The 19,265-nt window shown below is 64.2% G+C and carries 18 protein-coding genes; 8 read left to right on the forward strand and 10 right to left on the reverse strand.

Going from position 1 to position 19,265, the window contains the following annotated elements; all coding sequences use genetic code 11:
- Positions 1-108 precede the first annotated feature (108 nt).
- The gene (locus tag D6C00_RS04515; protein ID WP_158675287.1) at positions 109-426 is read left to right on the forward strand and encodes a PilZ domain-containing protein; all 318 of its coding nucleotides are present in this window, start codon (positions 109-111) and stop codon (positions 424-426) included.
- Between the two features lie 61 nt (positions 427-487).
- On the opposite strand, the gene D6C00_RS04520 is transcribed toward D6C00_RS04515, so the two are convergent.
- From D6C00_RS04520 to phoB, 3 genes are all read right to left on the reverse strand, one after another.
- Positions 488-1,453: a PstS family phosphate ABC transporter substrate-binding protein gene (locus tag D6C00_RS04520; RefSeq protein ID WP_125180501.1), complete on the reverse strand. Its 966-nt coding sequence runs from the start codon at positions 1,451-1,453 to the stop codon at positions 488-490.
- A 114-nt stretch (positions 1,454-1,567) separates the two neighbouring features.
- On the reverse strand, positions 1,568-2,896 hold the full coding sequence (gene phoR / locus D6C00_RS04525; RefSeq protein ID WP_177433200.1) for a phosphate regulon sensor histidine kinase PhoR: 1,329 nt from the start codon (positions 2,894-2,896) through the stop codon (positions 1,568-1,570).
- A gap of 193 nt (positions 2,897-3,089) precedes the next feature.
- Positions 3,090-3,779, reverse strand: coding sequence for a phosphate regulon transcriptional regulator PhoB (gene phoB / locus D6C00_RS04530; RefSeq protein ID WP_125180502.1), 690 nt, complete (start codon positions 3,777-3,779; stop codon positions 3,090-3,092).
- Positions 3,780-3,976: 197 nt separating this feature from the next.
- On the opposite strand from phoB, the gene D6C00_RS04535 reads away from it, so the two are divergent.
- Complete coding sequence (locus D6C00_RS04535) at positions 3,977-5,149, forward strand: glycosyltransferase family 4 protein (RefSeq protein ID WP_241546795.1); 1,173 nt, start codon at positions 3,977-3,979, stop codon at positions 5,147-5,149.
- Positions 5,133-5,675, forward strand: coding sequence for a phosphatase PAP2 family protein (locus D6C00_RS04540; RefSeq protein WP_125180503.1), 543 nt, complete (start codon positions 5,133-5,135; stop codon positions 5,673-5,675). Before D6C00_RS04535 ends, D6C00_RS04540 begins: the two co-directional genes overlap by 17 nt.
- A 10-nt stretch (positions 5,676-5,685) precedes the next feature.
- Here the strand turns inward: D6C00_RS04540 and D6C00_RS04545 are convergent, their stop codons facing one another.
- Genes D6C00_RS04545 through D6C00_RS16555 form a run of 4 tightly spaced genes read right to left on the reverse strand, consistent with a single transcriptional unit; the run spans position 5,686 to position 7,981 of the window.
- The gene (locus tag D6C00_RS04545) at positions 5,686-6,093 is read right to left on the reverse strand and encodes a CBS domain-containing protein (protein WP_125180504.1); all 408 of its coding nucleotides are present in this window, start codon (positions 6,091-6,093) and stop codon (positions 5,686-5,688) included.
- Complete coding sequence (locus D6C00_RS04550) at positions 6,090-6,440, reverse strand: P-II family nitrogen regulator (RefSeq protein ID WP_125180505.1); 351 nt, start codon at positions 6,438-6,440, stop codon at positions 6,090-6,092. The genes D6C00_RS04545 and D6C00_RS04550 overlap by 4 nt, the downstream gene beginning before the upstream one ends.
- A gap of 16 nt (positions 6,441-6,456) precedes the next feature.
- Positions 6,457-7,242, reverse strand: coding sequence for a DUF1538 domain-containing protein (locus tag D6C00_RS16550; RefSeq protein ID WP_125180506.1), 786 nt, complete (start codon positions 7,240-7,242; stop codon positions 6,457-6,459).
- Positions 7,235-7,981 (reverse strand): DUF1538 domain-containing protein, encoded by a 747-nt coding sequence (locus D6C00_RS16555; protein WP_125180507.1) that lies wholly within the window; start codon positions 7,979-7,981, stop codon positions 7,235-7,237. The genes D6C00_RS16550 and D6C00_RS16555 overlap by 8 nt, the downstream gene beginning before the upstream one ends.
- Positions 7,982-8,182: 201 nt before the next feature.
- On the opposite strand from D6C00_RS16555, the gene D6C00_RS04565 reads away from it, so the two are divergent.
- From D6C00_RS04565 to nadC, 3 genes are all read left to right on the forward strand, one after another.
- Positions 8,183-8,668 (forward strand): retropepsin-like aspartic protease family protein, encoded by a 486-nt coding sequence (locus tag D6C00_RS04565; RefSeq protein WP_241546796.1) that lies wholly within the window; start codon positions 8,183-8,185, stop codon positions 8,666-8,668.
- A 151-nt stretch (positions 8,669-8,819) separates the two neighbouring features.
- Positions 8,820-10,166: an alanine/glycine:cation symporter family protein gene (locus tag D6C00_RS04570; protein WP_125180509.1), complete on the forward strand. Its 1,347-nt coding sequence runs from the start codon at positions 8,820-8,822 to the stop codon at positions 10,164-10,166.
- A gap of 271 nt (positions 10,167-10,437) precedes the next feature.
- A complete protein-coding gene (gene nadC / locus D6C00_RS04575; protein ID WP_125180510.1) occupies positions 10,438-11,274 on the forward strand; it encodes a carboxylating nicotinate-nucleotide diphosphorylase in 837 nt (278 codons plus the stop codon).
- Between the two features lie 115 nt (positions 11,275-11,389).
- Here nadC and D6C00_RS04580 read toward each other — a convergent pair whose 3' ends face one another.
- Complete coding sequence (locus tag D6C00_RS04580; protein WP_125180511.1) at positions 11,390-12,775, reverse strand: MBL fold metallo-hydrolase RNA specificity domain-containing protein; 1,386 nt, start codon at positions 12,773-12,775, stop codon at positions 11,390-11,392.
- A gap of 143 nt (positions 12,776-12,918) precedes the next feature.
- Here D6C00_RS04580 and D6C00_RS04585 point away from each other — a divergent pair, with 143 nt between their 5' ends.
- Positions 12,919-13,797, forward strand: a complete 879-nt coding sequence (locus D6C00_RS04585; RefSeq protein WP_125180512.1) for an HDOD domain-containing protein — start codon at positions 12,919-12,921, stop codon at positions 13,795-13,797.
- 35 nt (positions 13,798-13,832) lie between these two features.
- Positions 13,833-15,008, forward strand: coding sequence for a sensor domain-containing diguanylate cyclase (locus D6C00_RS04590; protein WP_125180513.1), 1,176 nt, complete (start codon positions 13,833-13,835; stop codon positions 15,006-15,008).
- Positions 15,009-15,142: 134 nt separating this feature from the next.
- Here D6C00_RS04590 and D6C00_RS15705 read toward each other — a convergent pair whose 3' ends face one another.
- Together D6C00_RS15705 and D6C00_RS04600 are read right to left on the reverse strand one after the other, a co-directional pair.
- Positions 15,143-15,886, reverse strand: coding sequence for a VPLPA-CTERM sorting domain-containing protein (locus tag D6C00_RS15705; RefSeq protein ID WP_206609505.1), 744 nt, complete (start codon positions 15,884-15,886; stop codon positions 15,143-15,145).
- A gap of 259 nt (positions 15,887-16,145) precedes the next feature.
- Positions 16,146-19,244, reverse strand: coding sequence for an efflux RND transporter permease subunit (locus D6C00_RS04600; RefSeq protein WP_125180514.1), 3,099 nt, complete (start codon positions 19,242-19,244; stop codon positions 16,146-16,148).
- Positions 19,245-19,265 lie beyond the last annotated feature (21 nt).

Genomic DNA, 19,265 nt, shown 5'->3' on the forward strand with positions numbered 1-19,265 from the left:
GCTAGAGTTATTTTGGATAGATACGGAGAATAACGATTATTGTTGGCACCTAATTTGCTTTCAATGCGTTTATCGACAGATTTCCAGCAGACAACAGCGGGAGGGAGCATGCCCATCGAACAACGCTGGAGTGAACGCAAACCGATCGAAATGGATGTCGCCCTGTACTATCCGCCGGTGGGCACCATCATGGGGCGCACCCGGGACATCAGCCTGGAAGGCATGTTCGTGCACACCCACGGCGCGGAACTGCCGCTGGAGGCGGAACTGCAGATCAGCTTTGTCACGGAAGGTCCGGCCCGCAACCATGAACACCGGATGCCGGCCTACGTGGTGCATGGCAGCGACGAAGGCGTGGGGCTGATGCTGCGCCATGTCGATTACAGCGATTTCTATGCCCTGCGCTACATGATCAACGTGGCGTAAAAAAAGCGGCCTCCGTCTCCGGAGGCCGCTGTTGTCATCCCTGACCCGGGCGGTTCGCGGCTTACTTGAGCTTTTCCAGCTCCTGCTCGGCCACCTTCGCCGGCAGCGGGTAATACCCGTCCTTGACCACCACCTGCTGGCCGATCCTGCTCATGACCAGCTTCAGGAACTCGCGCTCCAGCGGCGGCAGCGGCTTGTTCGGGTGCTTGTTGACATAGACGTAGAGAAAGCGCGCCAGCGGATACTTGCCGGCGATGGCATTGTCCGCCGTGGCCTCGACGAACTCGCCGCCGTCCTTCGCGGCGATGGGCAGGGCTCGCACACCCGAGGTCTTGTAACCGATACCGGAATAGCCGATACCGTTAACGGAAGTGGTCACCGACTGCACCACCGAGGCCGAGCCCGGCTGTTCGTTCACCGTGTTCTTGTAATCCCCCTTGCACAGGGCAACCTTCTTGAAGTAGCCGTAGGTGCCGGAAACCGAATTGCGGCCATAGAGCTGCACCGGACGGCTGGCCCAGGCACCGGTCAACCCCAGATCACCCCAGGTACTGACATCATTGGCCGCGCCGCACTGGCGAGTGGAGGAAAACACGGCGTCGACCTGCGGGATGCTCAGCCCCTCGATCGGATTGTCCTTGTGCACGAACACCGCCAGGGCGTCGATGGCCACCCGGATCGGGGTCGGCTTGTAGCCGTAGCGGCGCTCGAAGGCCTCGAGTTCCTTGTCCTTCATCTTGCGGCTCATCGGCCCCAGGTTGGACGTGCCCTCGGTCAGCGCCGGGGGCGCGGTGGAGGAACCGGCGGCCTGAATCTGGATATTGACGTTGGGATAGACGCGCTTGAACTCCTCGGCCCACAGGGTCATCAGGTTGGCCAGGGTGTCGGAACCCACGCTGGACAGGTTGCCCGACACACCGCTGGACTTTTCGTAGTCCTGCAGATCGGAATCGAGATCGGCGGCCGTTGCCGTGCCCATGGCCATGGCAAGTCCCATGGCGGTGATCAGCTTGTTGATGGGGCGCATTGAGTCACTCCTTACGGTTTCTGGAAAGAACGAATGGCGGTTGTCATTTGTCATGCTGGAGGGGATTGTGCGACCCGGGTATGACACGGAGGTGACGCCTGTATTACATATTTGTTACACGACATCGTCACTGATCTGATTCTGCTGCACGTGCGCCAGGCGCTTGGTCGGCAGAATCGCCCGGAAAATGCTGCCGGCGCCGAGTTCGCTTTCGATCTCCAGCCGGCCGCCATGGCGCAGCAATACGTGCTTGACAATGGCCAGCCCCAGTCCGGTGCCGCCGCGGGAACGGGAGCGGCCCACATCGACCCGGTAGAAGCGCTCGGTCAGACGGGAGATGTGATGCGGCGCGATGCCGATGCCGCTGTCGGCAACCTCGAACACGCCGCCGCGCTCGTCCTCGAACCAGCGCACCCGGATCTCGCCTCCCCCGGGCGTGTAGCGCACGGCGTTGAACACGATATTGGAAAACAGGCTGCGCAGCTCGCCGTCGTTGCCCTGCAGCCACAGGCCGGCCTCGGCTTCGAGTTCGATCCGGTGCGCCTCCTCGCCACTCAAGCGCCGGGCGTCCTCGCAGATCGCCGCCAGCATACTGGGCACGCTGACCGGTTCGGGGCTGTCGCTGACCCTCTCGGTCTCCAGTCGGGCCAGCATCAGCAGATCCTCGACGATGCGCCGCATGCGTTCACTCTGCTGCTGCATGGCCTCAACCATGCGCCGCATTCCCTCGTCCCGGTCGCGGCACTCCTCCTCCATCGCCTCCAGGTAACCGGCAACTACGGTCAGTGGGGTGCGCAGCTCGTGGGAGACATTGGCGACAAAGTCGCGCCGCATCTGCTCCAGGCGCTGCATGCGAGTGATGTCGCGGGCGATGAGAAGGCGCTGGTTCTTGCCGTAGGGGACGATGCGCAGCGACAGACTGACCCGTTCGTCGGCAGGCGAAGGCAGATCGATGGCGCTACCGTCGAATTCGCCGCCGCGCAAATACTCGGCGAAGCCGGGATGCCGGATAAGGTTGCCGATGCGCTGGCCGGTATCGCGCGGATAACTCAGGCCCAGCAGCTCGCCGGCCGAGGGGTTCCACCACTCGATCTCGTCATCGGGTGTCAGCACAACGGTGGCATCCGGCATGGCCTCGGTGGCCTCCTGGAAACGATTCAGCATCTTGCCCAGCTTGCGCTTGCGTTTGCGGTTACGCTGCTGCAGACGGTAGATCTCCTGAAAGACGTCATCCCACACCCCGACGGATTCCGGGGGATGGAAGCGCTTCCCCTCCTTGAGCCAGCGTTGCAGCAGACGCAGATTGCGCAGCTGCCACCCCAGGTAGCCGAGTATGACCAGCAGCACCAGCAGGGCTGGCTGTCCGATGATCAGGCCGATGACAAGCGCGACGGCAACAAAGACACCAATCCGCCATGCCTCGTCAATCCAGGGATTGAACAATTAGCACTCCTTCAACATGACATTTACGGATACAGAGACTGCGAGGCCGGAACCGGATACCGGTGGCGTGCGGGTAGGATGAGTGAAGGCGCGGTGCGCCGCAACCCATCATGCGGCCGGGAGACGATGGGTTGCGCTTCGCCTCACCCATCCTACGCCGTTCGCAGACTATGAATCCCCCAATATCGGAGTACTATACCCGTGTCGAGAATCGATAACCGGCACCGCGGACCGTCTGGATGAGCCGGTCGTGCCCGTGCGCGGACAGCGCCTTGCGCAGACGGCGGATATGGACATCCACGGTGCGCTCCTCGACATAGACGTTACGCCCCCAGACACTGTCGAGCAAGCGGCTGCGGCTGAACACCCGTTCCGGGTGGCTCATGAAGAAATGCAGCAGCCTGAATTCAGTCGGCCCCATCTCCAGGGCCTGGCCACCGACACTGACCCGGTGTCCGGCCGGGTCCAGCACCAGCCCCTCCACCTCCAGCAGCTCATCCGTTGCCTCGCCATGGGCGCGGCGAAGCACCGCCTTGATGCGCGCCACCAGCTCGCGCGGCGAGAAGGGCTTGGTGACATAGTCGTCGGCACCGGCATCCAGCCCGCGGATTTTGTCCTCCTCCTCGCCCCGTGCAGTCAGCATGATAATGGGGATGGTGGCCGAGAGCTCCTCCTGCTTGATCCGCCGTGCCAGATCGACACCGCTGAGATCCGGCAACATCCAGTCGAGCAGAATCAGATCCGGCTGTTCATCGGCAATACTGACCTGGGCCGCACCGGCGGTCTCGGCTTCCGTGTACTGGAAACCGGCTCGCTCAAGGGCAAAGGCCACCATCTCCCGGATGGCGGGTTCGTCTTCGACGATGAGAATCCTCTGGCTCATTCACCTGACCGTTTTGTGACATCTGCGGGCATTAGAGCGCAAGAATATTACAGTCAAATGACAACCCTCCACTTCCAGGTCCGGGCCAGCGGCCGGAACCAATTATTTTAAATCACTCAAATTTCATACCAGCGTCATGCCCGGGTCACATTGCCGCCCCAGACTCATGCCCAGCGAACTGCCGGGATACCGCGCCTTTGGTTCAGCAACTGACAATCAGTTTCATCACCGAAACCTGGCCGCCGGAAGTCAACGGGGTGGCCATGACCCTGTCACGTTTCGTCGCCGGCCTGCAGCAACGCGGCCACCAATTGCAGCTGATCCGGCCCCGGCACCGGAGCGAGGCGCAAGCACCGCCCGACACGGACAGGTTGCCGCTGCTGCAGGTGAGCGGTCTGCACATCCCCCTGTACCCGGAGCTGCAGCTCGGCATGCCCGCCGGACGGCGGATCCACCGGGCCTGGAGGCAACTGCGGCCCGATATCGCCTACATCGCCACCGAGGGGCCGCTGGGCTGGTCTGCGCTACGCGCGGCCCGCAGGCTGGGGATCCCGGTAGTCTCCGGCTTTCATACCAATTTTCACACCTACAGCCGACACTATCACATGGGACTGCTGATGCCCCTGGTCAAGCGCTATCTGCGTCATTTCCACCATCGCAGCCGCTGCACCCTGGCGCCCAACCCCGTCCTGTGCGAGGAACTGACCGCCGCCGGCTTCGGCCAGGTGCGGGTGCTGCCGCGCGGCGTGGACACGGCGCTGTTCAACCCCGCGCACCGCAGTCCCGGATTGCGTCGGCAATGGGGTCTGGCGGACACGGATCTGGCCGTGCTGTACGTCGGCCGGATCGCGGCGGAGAAGAATATCCACGAGGCCCTGGCGGCCTTCCGGCGGATCGAACGCAGCCGCCCCGATGCGCGTTTCATTGTCGTCGGTGACGGCCCGCTGCGCGCAACCCTGGCCGGCGAGAACCCGGATCTGATCTTCTGCGGCATGCGTACCGGCCGGGCGCTGGCCGAACACTTCGCCTCGGCGGATCTGTTCCTGTTTCCCAGCCGCACCGAGACCTTCGGCAACGTCACACTGGAGGCGATGGCCAGCGGGCTGGCGGTGGTCGCCTATGACTACGCCGCGGCGGCCATGCACATCCGTGACGGCATCAACGGCGTGCGGGTGAACTGGCAGATCCCCGGCGAGTTCGTCAATCGGGCCGAGCAGCTCGCACGCGACCGCCGGGGACTCATCGCCATGGGTCTTGCCGCACGCGAACACACCCGCGGGCTCGGCTGGGACCGGATCGTCGACCGGCTCGAATCCATTCTGTGCGAAAACGCCTTCCCGGAGCCTGCCGCCCATGTCTCTCGCATCTGACACCATGGAACGCCTGCTGCAGCTGGACACCTCGCTGTGCATCCGCTGCAACCGCATTCATCGCCACCGCGCCCTGGTCGCGCTGCTGCGCCTGTGCAGCCGCCTGGGCGACGGCCTGTTCTGGTACACACTGATGCTGATTCTGCCGCTGGCTGCCGGCTGGCAGGGGCTGCTGGCCAGTCTGCACCTGAGCCTGACCGGGATTCTCTGCGTCCTGGTATACAAATCCCTCAAGGGCCGGACGGTGCGACCGCGCCCCTATGTCAACAACCCCGATATCACGCGGGTCATGGCGCCGCTGGATCAGTACAGCTTCCCCTCCGGCCACACCCTGCATGCCGTGGCCTTCACCCTGATCTCCCTGGCCCATTACCCGGGGCTGTGGTCGTTGCTGGTGCCCTTCACCGCCCTGGTGGCCCTGTCCCGGCCGGCGCTGGGGCTGCATTATCCCAGCGACGTGCTGGCCGGCGCGGCGGCCGGCGCGATCATCGCCGGGATCAATCTCCTGCTCTGGAATACCCTGTAGGAGCGGCCGTTCACTCCACCTGCCGGTACAGGCCACGCAACACCATATCTGTGAAGCTGACGATTCCGATCACCCGGCCGGCCTCGATCACCGGGGCCCGCGACAGATCGAAACGTTCGAACAGGCGCGCGCAGTAACGGATGTCCATGTCCGGATCCACGCTGACCACCGGCTTGGCCATGACCTCATAGACATTGACCCGGTCCGGCGAGCGGTCCCTGGCCAGCACATGCCGGGCGATGTCGGAGATCAGCAGCATGCCGTACTCGTCGTTCTCGTGGCGTTTATCCACGAGCAGGGCCTTGGTTTCGACATGCTTCATCTTCTGCAGGGCCTCGGAAATGGTCATCATGCCATCTACCATGTCGAATTCGTGCTTCATGACCTCGCGTACCTGTATCAGCGGCTGCTGGTTCATAGCTTATCCTCCACTACCGGGCTCAGACTGCGGATCTGCTGGGTGACACCGACGGCATCCTCCACGTCGACCTGAAAGGCGATGCCCTTGCCGGGCTTGCTCTCGAATTCGCCGACTTCGGCGATCTTCTCCAGGATGTGCCGGCTCAGGTGCTCCTCGACCAGGAACAGCAGCACATCGCGCTGAGTCTCCAGACTCAGGCCGAAGAAGGTCTTGGCCTCCTTCAGCCCCTCGCCGCGGGCGTTGCTGATGATGGTGGCACCCGTCGCGCCGGCCTCGCGGGCGGCATCCATGACGCCGTCGGTCTTGTCGTCCTCGACCAGACTGATGATCAGTTTGAAATGCATCGTGAGTTCCTCGCTGTCACTCGTTTTCGTCGTCCCGCCTGCGACGGGCGCGCCAGTGGCTGAGCTGGGCATAGCCCATGACGGTAATAATGGGAAACAGACAGGCAAAGGCAATCATGCCGAACCCGTCCAGCAGCGGACTGCGGCCGGGGACATTGCCGGCCAGCCCCAGCCCCAGGGCGGCCACCAGCGGCACCGTCACCGTGGAGGTGCTGACCCCGCCCGAGTCATAGGCCAGCGGCACGATCAGGCGCGGTGCCATCGTCGTCTGCACAATAACCACGACATAGCCGGCAATAATAAAGTAATGCAACGGCAGGCCGGTCACGATGCGAAAGGCCCCCAGCGTGATGCCCGTCGCCACCCCCAGCGCCACGGCCACGCGCAGCCCCCAGACCCCGATAGCGCCGGCCGAGACCTGGTTGGCCTTGATCGCCACGGCGATCAGGGCCGGCTCGGCAATGGCGGTCGAGAATCCGATGCAGGCCGCAAACACGTATACCCAGACATAGTCCGTCCAGCCGATCACGCCCGGATGCGCCCCGGCGCCATCGAACAGGAACTGCGGCTGCGTCAGCTGCTCCGCCATCAGCTTGCCCAGAGGGAACAGCGCCTGCTCCAGCCCCTGCAGGAACAGGCTCAGACCCACCAGCACATAGACGAAGCCCAGCAGTACCCGGCGCAGGTTGGGGATGGGGCGGCGCAGCACCAGCACCTGGAAGCCGAACAGCACGGCCGCGATGGGCAGCACGTCACGCAGTGTCTGGATCAGCACATCCAGCATGCCGGCCGCTTCAGGCATCGAGCAGCATCCCGTAGCCCATGACGAAGATCATGGGCGTGAGTGAGGCGAAGGCGATCAGGCCGAAGCCGTCGATCATGGGATTGCGGCCCTTGATGGACATGGCCAGTCCCACGCCCAGGGCGGTCACCAGGGGCACGGTGATGGTGGAGGTAGTCACACCGCCCGAATCATAGGCGATGCCGACGATCTCCTTCGGGGCGAAGGCGGTCATGACCACCACCCCGGCATAACCGCCGATGATCAGATAATGCACCGGCCAGCCCCTGATGATGCGCAGCACCCCCAGCACGATGGCGAAACCCACCGACAGGGCCACGGCGATGCGCAGCCCCTGGGCATAGGAGGCACGCGCGGCCGTATCGGCACCGATCGCCCCGCCTTCGGCGGCCACCTCGGCGGCCTCGTTGGCCACCGCGATCAGGGCCGGCTCGGCGATGGTGGTGCCGAAGCCCAGGGCGAAGGCGAACAGCAGCAGCCAGGTCACGCTGCCCTTGCGGGCGAAGGCGTGCGCCATGCTCTCGCCGATGGGAAACAGCCCCAGCTCCAGCCCCTGGATAAACAGGGTCAGCCCCAGCACCACCAGCAGGCTGCCGAACAGGATCTGTTCCAGCTCGGGAATGGGCTGGCGCAGCACCACCAGCTGAAAGAATCCGATGACGATGAAGATCGGCGCCAGGTCGCGCAGACTGTCGCCCAGGGTACGGGCGAAGGCCAGCAGGTGTCGTTGCAGGTTCATTCTCCTCCGTGCAGCCGGAGCGCCGTCTGCCTCATGTCCGAGTGTACCAGACCCATCGATTCAGTCCCGCATGGCCCTGTGCGCGGACCCCGGACCGCCTGATACGGATCACACCGGAACCGGATCGGCATCCGCGAATCCGGCATGTATAATGGCCGGATGAACCCGCGCTCTCCTGCGCCCCCGCGCCTCGGCAAGGGGATGATCATTCTGGCCTGGGTCCTGGCACTGGGACTGCTGACCTGGCTGTTCAACGGTTATCTCGAACGCCGCCACAACCCCAACCAGCAGGTGATCAGCCGCAGCGGCGCGGATGGCGCTACCGAAATCGTGCTCAAACGCAACGACTATGGGCACTATGTCACCAGCGGCGAGATCAACGGCCGGCCGGTACGCTTCATGATCGACACCGGCGCCTCCGATGTCGCCATCCCCGCCGACATTGCCGACCGACTCGGGCTGGAACGCGGCCGGGCGGTGCGCTACCAGACCGCCAACGGCTTCGCCACCGGCTATCAGACCCGCCTGGACGAACTCGCCATCGGCGACCTGGTGGTGCATGACGTGCGCGCCAGTATCAACCCGACCTACCGTTCCGATGACATCCTGCTCGGTATGAGTGTATTGAATCAACTGGAGTTTACCCAACGCGGCGACCGGCTCATACTCAGGCCACTCCCCCGCTAGCCTGGACTACACATGAAATCCTCAGGGGTCAGAATACCGGGTTACAGTTACATAGCGTCATTCCCGCGCAGGCGGGGATGACGATGTTTTCGGTGTTGCAGCCGATGGTTCGGACCGCCAGATAATCAACAACACAGGCACGGACATCGTCATGGAATCCTATACCAACCTGCTCAGCCAGCTCAGCGGCATCATCTGGGGCCCGGTGATGCTGATCCTGCTGGTCGGCACCGGTGTCTACCTCACCCTGGGACTGAAATTCATGCCCCTGCGCCGGCTCGGCTACGGCCTGCGCATGCTGTGGCAGGGCCGCAAGCCCGGGGATGAGACCGGCGACATCAGCCCCTTCAATGCCCTGATGACCGCGATGTCGGCCACGGTCGGCACCGGCAACATCGCGGGTGTCGCCACCGCCATTGCCATCGGCGGTCCGGGCGCGGTGTTCTGGATGTGGGTCACGGCCGTGGTCGGCATGGCCACCAAGTACGGCGAGGCGGTTCTGGCCGTACGCTATCGGGAAGTGGACAGTCTGGGGCGCCAGCAGGGCGGGCCCATGTACTACATCAAGAACGGTCTGGGCCGGAACTGGCGCTGGCTGGCCTTTCTGTTCGCCCTGTTCGGCACCGTGGCCGCCTTCGGCATCGGCAATACGGTTCAGGCTCATTCTGTCGCTGATGCACTCGAAACCAACCTCAACATCCCTGACTGGGCTACCGGGCTTATACTGGCAGGTTTCACTTTTGCTGTTCTAATTGGCGGCGTAAAACGGATAGGCAAGGTAGCCGGGAAGCTGGTTCCCTTTATGGCAACAGCTTACATAGCTGCAGCATTATTGATCATTCTGCTAGAGATCGACCAGGTACCTACTGCTCTTTTCACAATCGTCAGCGATGCCTTTACTGGTACTGCTGCTGTTGGCGGATTTGCTGGATCCACCCTCATGGTAGCAATCAGCCTGGGTGTCGAACGCGGGGTTTTCTCGAACGAAGCCGGCTTGGGGTCTGCTCCGATCGCTCACGCTGCCGCAAAGACAAAAAACCCTGTTAGTCAGGGAGTTATAGGTATGCTAGGCACTTTCATTGACACCATTGTAATTTGCACCATGACTGCATTAGTGATTATTTTGAGCGGCGGTTGGATAGAATCAGAACTGAACGGTTCTCCACTTACCTCCTATGCCTTTGGGTGGGGACTCCCATATGTGGGTGAATATATAGTCACCTTTGGACTGATCCTGTTCGCCTACACCACTCTACTGGGTTGGAGCTTCTATGGAGAACGCTGCGCCGAGTATCTGTTCGGGCCCGACATCATCGCGGCCTACCGGGCGCTATGGATTGTATGTATTCCGCTTGGTGCAGTCGCTGAACTCGAACCGCTATGGAAAACCGCAGGTGTATTGAACGGCCTGATGGCGATTCCCAACCTGATCGCCCTGCTGCTGCTCAGTCCGGTGATCTTCAGGGTCACGCGGGAGTATTTCGGGCGTGAAGCGTGAGGAGTGAGGGAGGGGGGAAGGAGGAGGAACAAAAGCATAGGTGGAACAAGGGCCGCCACAGCCCGGTGCCGGCAATGAGCGGGGCCGGAAACGCTGCGTTTATCCCAGCTTACCTCCTCCGTCATCCCGGCGCAGGCCGGGATCCAGGGACCGCAGCGGGTTATGGATCCCCGCCTGCGCGGGGATGACGGCAAAGGTGGGAATGTCCGCCGCCATCCGGCTGTTCTCCTCACTCCTCACTTCCACAAACTACCGGAGGCAACGAAACAACATGCGCCTTGAAGCCCTCGACCAACAGGTCCACACCCTGGTGCGGCGGGTACTGGAGGAGGACGTCGGCGGCGGTGATCTCACCGCTGCCCTGATCCCGGAAACCGCCGAGGCAAGGGCCCGGATCATCAGCCGCGAACCGGCCGTGCTGTGCGGACAGGACTGGGTCAATGGCGTGTTCGCGGCCGTCGATGACCGTATCCGCATCGAGTGGCTGGCTGCCGACGGCGACCGGGTCGGACCGGACCAGCCCCTGTGCCGGCTGCAGGGTCCGGCGCGCGGCCTGCTCACCGGCGAGCGGGCCGCGCTCAACCTGCTGCAGACCCTGAGCGGCACGGCCACCCTGGCGCGACGCTACGCCGATACCGTGGCCGGCCTGCCGGTGCGCCTGCTGGACACCCGCAAGACCCTGCCGGGCCTGCGGCACGCCCAGAAATACGCCGTGCGTACCGGCGGCTGTCACAATCACCGGCTGGGGCTGTACGACGGCATCCTGATCAAGGAGAACCACATCGCCGCCGCCGGTTCCATCGCCGCGGCCATCGGCCAGGCGCGGCGCCTGCACCACAGCCTGCCCGTCGAAATCGAGGTGGAGGATCTGGACCAGCTCGAGGCGGCCATCACCGCCGGCGCCGACATCGTGCTGCTGGACAACTTCGACCTGGCACGACTGCGCGCGGCGGTGGAACTGAACCTCGGCCGGGTGCAGCTCGAGGCCTCGGGCGGGGTGAACCTGGAGACGGTACGCGCCATCGCCGAGACCGGCGTGGACCGCATCTCGGTCGGCAACCTCACCAAGGATGTGCGGGCGGTGGATCTCTCTATGCGGTTCGATTGAAGCCGACGCATTTCATAACCATCGGAATGCCGTGTAGTAATGTAGGTCGGGTTAGCCTGCAAGGCGTAACCCGACGTTCGCTGCGACATGTCGGGTTACGCTGCGCTAACCCGACCTACAGATCCAGCGTCTCGCCCCGCTGCGGCAGCCGCACCTTCGCGCCGCGTTCGCGCAGCGCCCCGGCCAGGCATTCCCGCGGCTCCTCCTCGCCGTGCACCAGGATCACCGGCGGCCGGCCGGGAATGGCCTCATACCATTCCAGCAGCCCGGCCTGATCGGCATGCGCGGAAAGCCCACCGATGGTGTGGATCTGTGCCCCGACCCGGATAGTCTCGCCCCACAGCCGCACATGCTGCGCCCCGTCGACCAGCTGACGTCCGAGGGTACCGCGGGCCTGGAAGCCGACCATGAGCACATGGCTGTCGCTGCGCCAGAGGTTGTGTTTGAAATGGTGCTTGATGCGCCCGCCCGTGCACATGCCGCTGCCGGCGATGATGATGGCACCGGAGCGTATCCTGTTGATGGCCATGGACTGGTTGGCGGTACGGGTCATACGCAGATTGGGCAGGTCGAACAACCCGTCGTGGCGGGCATGCCCGGCCCGGGCCTCGGCGTCATACAGATCCACGTGCCGGGAATAGACCCGTGTGGCCTCGATGGCCATGGGACTGTCCAGAAAGATCTGCCAGCGGTCCATACCCCAGTCGCGGTAATTCATCTGCATGGCATAGAGCAGCTCCTGGGTACGGCCCACGGCAAAGGCCGGCACCATCACGTTGCCGCCCCCGGCCACGGCGCTGTCCAGCACCTCGGCCATCTCCTTCCAGGTCGCCTCCCAGCCGCGGTGACTGCGATCGCCGTAGGTGGATTCCATGATGACCTGATCGGCCGCCTCCACCCGGGCCGGATCGCGCAGGATGGGCGCACCGCGGTGGCCCAGATCACCCGTGTAGACCAGGCGCCTGCGCGTCCCGTCCGTCTCCAGCTCCAGCTCCAGAATGGCCGAGCCCAGGATGTGGCCGGCATCACGCAGTCGCAGATGCACACCCGGCAGAATGCGCCGGCGCTCGTCGTAGCCCAGGGTGCGGAAGGCCCGCATGGACTGTTTCGCCTCTTCCAGGGTGTAGATGGGCTCGACCGGTTTGAGTCCCTTGCGCTGGCGCTTGCGGTTCTCCCACTGGGCGTCCTTCTCGTTGAGATAGCCGGAATCCTTGAGCATGATCCGGCACAGGTCGCGGGTGGCGGCATGGGCATAGACCGGGCCGGTGTAGCCGGCCTTGATCAGCAGCGGGATGCGGCCGGAGTGATCCAGGTGGGCATGACTGAGGATGACCGCATCGATCGAGTCGAGCGGAAACGGGAAATCCTCCCGGTTGCGTTCCTCGTCCCTGCGGCTGCCCTGGAACAGCCCGCAGTCCAGCAACAGCCGGTGCCGGCCCGTGTCCAGCAGCACACAGGATCCCGTAACCTCCCCGGCCGCCCCGAAGCACTTTACCTGCATGCTCTCACTCCTTTATCAGAGTATCATGATCAACTAATTTCATAAGCGGCCGCCAACCCCTTCAGCAATTCAAGTTTTCTGCCGGGCGACCGATGCTTATTCAAACACAATCATAGAGTTATCAATACCGTTTAGAGCCGATTATGGAAACCCCTCCCAGCGATCTGCAACATAGCCGTCTGCAGGAAATCCTGCACCTGCCACCGCTCCCCGCGGTGGCGTATCAGCTGCTCAAGGAGGTGGCCGACGAGGACGTCGATATCACGCGCCTGACTGAACTGATCGAGCGGGACCCCGGGCTGGCCGCCCGCATCGTCGGAATCGCCAACTCCGCCTATTTCGCCCGCCAGCGCGAAATCCACCGGGTCGAGGACGCCATTACCCGGGTGCTGGGGCTGAACATCGTGCGCGGCCTGGCCATCGGCATTGCGCTCAGCAAGCCCTTCGACGTCAGCGCCTGCCCGGAATTCGAACTCAGCCGCTACTGGTACCGGGCCTTCGTCAGTGCCCATCTGTCCAACGCCCTCGGCCCGTATCTGGAACTGGAAACCGATCTGCGGGAATGCCTGTTCCTGGCCGGGCTGGTGCACAACCTGGGGCAGCTGGTGCTGGTGCATGCCTTTCCCAGCCGCATGGCGGACGTCTTCCGCCAGAAACAGGCCAACCCCCAGCAGAGCCTGATGACGCTGGAGTCCCAGGTCCTGGCCATGACCGAGACGCAGGCCGGCACCGTCATCGGCAAGCGCTGGAAGCTGCCGCGCTGCGTGACCCATACCATACAGTACCGCCATGAGCCAAACCTGGCCGGGCGTTACGAACTGGCGGTGCATGCCGTGGCCGTGTGTTCGCGGACCGCTGAAAGCCTCTACGACGACCCCGACAACACCCGCCTCCAACTCGGGGATTTCACTGGCCACCCAAGCACCCTCACCCAGGGGATCCTGGATGATATAATCAGCAAGGTCAGGCACAACGATGCCCAGTACCGGGCCCTGGCCGACTCGCTCGGCAGCCAGGAATAGCGCCCCGCAGACCGATCAACCGCAACCGGAACGTAATGGACGCCACCAGCTTCAGCGACGCCTTCACCGAGCTCAACAGCCGCTGCATCAAGCTGGTGGGGGATCTGTCGGCCCTGCGCGCCCTGTCCGACCTGGGCCGGCAGGACAGCCGGGACGAGGCCGCGTTGCTGCGCACCGCCATGCACATCCTGTTGGAGAACAACGAGTTCGAACGCTGCTCCCTGTTCCTGCTGGAAGGCGGGACCCTCACCTGCCGGACCGGCCTGGACTGGCGGGAGACGGTGCTGACGACGGCCAGCCCGCACCCAAGTCCGCGTGAGTTCGGCCTCGGAGAGGGGATCATCGGCCTGGCGGCGGAGACCGGCAATCTGCAGCACTGCCGCAACTGCCGCGAGGAGTCACGTTTCGCCCATCCGGACGCGGGCCAGGGTGTCGGCTCGCTGATCTGCGTACCGGTGACGGCCGAGGGGCGGGTGATCGGTGTGCTGAACGTCTCCCACGGCCAGCAGGACTTCTTCAATGAACACCACGAGCGGCTGCTGGAGGTGTTCGCCAACTTCCTCGGCCAGCTGATTGCCAACTGGCGCTATACCCACCAGATGGAAACCGAAATCACCCGCCGCACCCGGGAGCTGCGCACCGCGCTGACCGAGGCCGAGGAACTCAAGCGGCGCTACCAGCAGCTGTCGGTAGTCGACGAGCTGACCGGCATTCACAACCGCCGTTTCTTCTTCCCCGAGGCCCAGGCCGCGCTGGCCAACGCCGTGCGCCACCGGCGCGAGTTCAGCCTCATGATGGTGGACCTGGACCGGTTCAAGCGGATCAACGACAGCTTCGGCCACACCATGGGCGACAAGGTGCTGCAGGTGACCGCCGCCCTGCTCAAGGGCCAGACCCGCGAGGGCGATGTCATTGCCCGCTTCGGCGGCGAGGAATTCGTGCTGGCGCTGCCGGATACGGATATGGACGGTGCCGCCCGGCTGGCCGAACGCATCCTGCACTCACTGCGCAGCCTGGAATTCAGCACCGATCAGGGCACACTGCAGGTAACCACTTCCATCGGCCTGAGCTGCCTGGGCGGCCAGGAAGTCCCCGACCAGAGCGATCTGCTGGAAACCCTGCTGCGTCAGGCCGACCAGGCGCTGTATTTCAGCAAGAGCCACGGCCGCGACCGTGCCTGCAGCTGGGCGGAGATCCGTTACCGGATGTGAAAGAGAGAAAAGAGCGCCACGGAATACACAGAAAGCACGGACAAGAATCAGGTCATGCCCGTTGCCGGGCGGCGCGCAACGCCCCGGCAACGGAATTGATCATTCCGTGTTTTCCGTGGCGCTCTTGCTTTGATTCAGCCGGCGCGGCGGCGGGCGAACGCCACCAGCCCGAACAGGCCGGAGCCGAACAGCCAGACGGCAGCGGGCAACGGAACAACCGTGCTGGTATCGACCGAGATCTCAATCTCCGTGCCGGTCAGCGTCTTGTTGATGAAGGCCGACTCGCCATCAGCGCTCGTTGCCGCCGTGAGCAGGTTCGTCAGGCTCAGCCCCACATGATCGATCCCGTCCCAGATGGAGGCGGTCAGATCGAAGCCGCCAACCGCCTGCCAGGCATGCAGATTACCGTCACGCTGATCCAGCGCTCCGTTGAGGGTGAGAGTCGTATTCTCCCTGGTCCCGAAAACCGGGCTGCTCCAATCGTAAACATCAAGCAGACCATCGATATCCACGCTGCTGCCGGCCCCGGTCATGCTGTAGCTGCCGTTCTCACCGACATTGATGGCGTCCAGAACGAAGCCGCTCTTGGCGATCACCTGAATGGTGCCAGTGCCGTCCGTGGTCACGGTACCGCCGTCGTTGGACGTGGCATTGAAGTTCGTCGGGGTGGCGAAGATATTGTCCCCGGACGCGGACAGGGTACCGAATTTCGGATCAATGGCATTGGGGTCGTAGACAAAGCATACGGATGCCCCCTCCAGCACTGTCAGTCCGGTACTGCTGTAGGTGCTGTCGCAATAGGCAGCGTGGGCCAGGGGGGCGTTGAAAGCGGCCAACATGGCAGCCAGGGCTGCAACTCGGGTGGTGGTACTGCGCATGATCGGGACTCCTCCGGTCTGGGAATGCATTCCCTTGATCTGATTATTGACCGGAATTACAGCAAGACTTGGACCAATTCTCATGCACAACAAAAACAACCAGTTAGATTTAATCCTACACAGCTATGTCAGACAAACCGACATGACAGAGACTGTCGCATGCCGGCGACAGCTCTATTTATGTTTTAAATTCATAAGGATAAAAAACCCGGACGGGGAGTACATCAATCGTAAAGCCAGCCAACACTTCCGAGGCGGCTCAGACCCTTTCCGGTCCGCGATCCTCCCGACCGTGCACCAGCGAGTACACCGCCGGCACCAGCGCCAGGGTCAGCAGGGTGGAGGCGGTCAGCCCCCCGAGCACGGCACGGGCCAGCGGGGCCTGGGCGTCGGCGCCCTCACCGATGCCCAGCGCCAGCGGCAGCAGGGCCAGGATGGTGGTCAGTGTTGTCATCAGCACCGGGCGCAGGCGGCGGCGGCCGGCCTCGAGCAGGGCCTCGCGCGTCGCCCGGCCCTCCCGGCGCAGACGCCCGGCCTGGTCCACCAGCAGGATGGCGTTGTTGACCACAATGCCGGCCAGCATCAGACAGCCGATGCCCGACTGCAGGTTGAGGGTGGTGTCGGTCAGCAGCAGGGTCACCAGTACGCCGACCGCGGCCACCGGCACCGACAGCATCACCACCAGCGGGTCACGCAGGGACTCGTACTGGGAGGCCAGCACCATGTAGACCAGCAGCAGGGCCAGCAGCAGCGAGGTGATCAGCTCATCGAAGGCCTTCTGCTGCTCCTCGAAGGTGCCGGCCACGATCAGGTCGTAGCCCACCGGCCGGGGGATCTGCGCCAGCTGCGCCTGGACATCGGCGGCCACCGAACCCAGGTCCCGGCCGGCCACGTTGGCACTGACCTCGACCAGGCGCTGCTGGTCCTTCCGCTCGATGGCCACCGGGCCGCTGCCGACGCGGGTCTCGACCAGGTTGCGCAGCACCACCTGCTCGCCGTCGGGGGTGAGCAGGGTCAGGTCCAGGATCTCGTCCAGCGAGCGCTGCTCGGCGTCCTTGAGCTGAACCAGGATGCGGTAGCTGTTGCCCGCCACCCGGTATTCGCCGGCGCGGGAACCGGCCACGGCGGTCTCGATCAGCTCGCTGATGTCGCGCGGGCTCAGCCCCAGGTCCGCGAGCTTGGCGCGGTCGACCCGGACCTCGCGCTGGGGAATCCCGGTCTCGCGGCTGACCTGAACGTCGGTGATCCCGGACACATCCTCGATGCGTGCCACCGTCTGCGTCGCCAGCAGCGCCAGGGTATCGAGATCATGACCGCGCACCTCCACCGTGATGCCCTGCTCGGTGCGCAGGATGCGCTCCAGCAGGAACTGCCCCTGCGGGGCACGCACCCGGATCTGCATCCCGGGTACCCTGCCCTCCAGCTCCCCGCGCAGGGACTCGGCGATCTCGACATTGGAGCGTGAACGTTCGGCCGCGGGCGTCAGCGACAGGCGGATCTCACCGCTGGGCGTGGCCCGACCCCAGGTCCCCGTACCCGAGACGCTGACCACCGAGGACACCGTCTCGGGCACGGCCGCGTACACCAGGGCTTCCATAACACGGGTCTGGCGATCCACCAGATCGAGACGGGTGCCGACCTCCATCTCACCGGTCACCCGCACCTCGCCCTCGTCGCTGGGCGGCAGGAATTCGGTGCCGATGAAGGGCAGCAGCAGCAGACTGGCCCCGAACAGAACGGCCGCGGCCAGGGCGGTCAGCCAGCGGTGGTTCAACACCCCGGCGAGGAGATCGACATAGGCCTGTTCCAGCGCGGCAAAGACCGCACCGGCGCGCGCCGCCAGCCGCGCCGTCCAGCCTTCGCCCGGCTGTTGCGACGGGCGGCGCAGCAGCTTTGATGCCAGCATCGGCACCAGGCTGAGCGCGACCAGCAGGGCGCAGAACAGCGCGAACATGATCACGTAGGCCAGCTCCTTGAACAGTGCGCCCGACACCCCCTGCATGAATACCAGCGGCAGGAAAATGACCAGCGTGGTGACGGTGCCGGCGGTCACCGCCGAGGCCACCTCGCCGGTGCCCAGCACGGCCGCGGTCTCGTTGTCGTCGCCATGCTCCTGGCGGCGGCGGAAGATGTTCTCCAGCACCACCACGGCACTGTCGACCATCATGCCCACGCCCAGTGCCAGGCCGCCCAGGCTCATCAGATTGAGGGTGAAGCCCCCGAAGTAGAGCAGCGCGAAGGTGGCGATGACCGAAATGGGGATGGCCACCGAAATGACCAGGGTGCTGCGCAGGTCACGCAGGAAGAACAGCAGCACCAGCACTGCCAGCGCCCCGCCGTAGAGCACCGAGCGGGCGACATTGGCGATGGCACGCTCGATGAAGTTGCCCTGGTCGATCACCGGGATCACCTGGATCTGGGGGAAGGCGGCGTTGACCGCCTCGGCCTCGGCCAGCACCCGGCGTGCCACTTCGACCGTATTGGCCTCGGCCTGCTTGCGGATGGCCAGGCGCAGGCCGCGCTCGCCGTTGACGCGCACGATGCGGGTGAGCTTCTCGTAGGTGTCGGTGACGCTGGCGACCTCGCCCAGGGTGACCAGGGCGCCGTCGCGGCGGGCGATGACGGTGTCGCGGATCTCGTTCAGGCTGGTGAACTCGGCCGGGGCGCGCAGGGTCAGCTCGTAGCGGCCGGACTCGATCTGGCCGGCGGGCCGATCCAGGTTGGCGTCTTCGATGGCGTCGATGATGGTGTTCAGGGCCAGACCCAGAGCGTTGATGCGGTCCGGATCCAGCTCCACCCGCACCTCGCGGTTGAAGCCGCCCCAGGGATCGACCTGGGCCACTCCCGGGATGCGGGCGAAGCGGTAGCGGATCTGGTTCTCGACGATCTCGGTCAGCTCCACCGGATCCAGCGGGCTGGAGATGCCCAGGATCACCACCGGGAAGCTGTCGACGTCGAACTTGCTCACCCTTGGGCCGATGATCTCGTCGGGCAGCTCACTGATCTCGTCCTCGAGCGTGGCCTGCACGTCCAGGGCGATGGCATCGATGTCCGTACCCCAGCTGAAGCTGACCGTCACCCGGCTCTGGCCCTCGTAGGACAGCGAGGTCATCTCCTCCACACCCGGCACGGTGGCCACGATCTCCTCCACGATCTGGGTGACCCGACGTTCCATGACGATGGGGTCGGCGCCTTCGTACTCGGTGCGGATGGTGACGGTCGGCAGCTCGATGTTGGGCAGCATGTCGATCAGCAGCCGGCTGAGCGACACCGATCCCAGCACCACCACGATCAGGGTGACCATGGTGGTGAAGACCGGGCGCTTTACACTGGCCCGCGCTAGTGTCCTGTCTTGCATCTATTGCCCCCTGCAGCAAGG

This window comes from Thiohalobacter thiocyanaticus (assembly GCF_003932505.1).
GTDB lineage: Bacteria > Pseudomonadota > Gammaproteobacteria > Thiohalobacterales > Thiohalobacteraceae > Thiohalobacter > Thiohalobacter thiocyanaticus.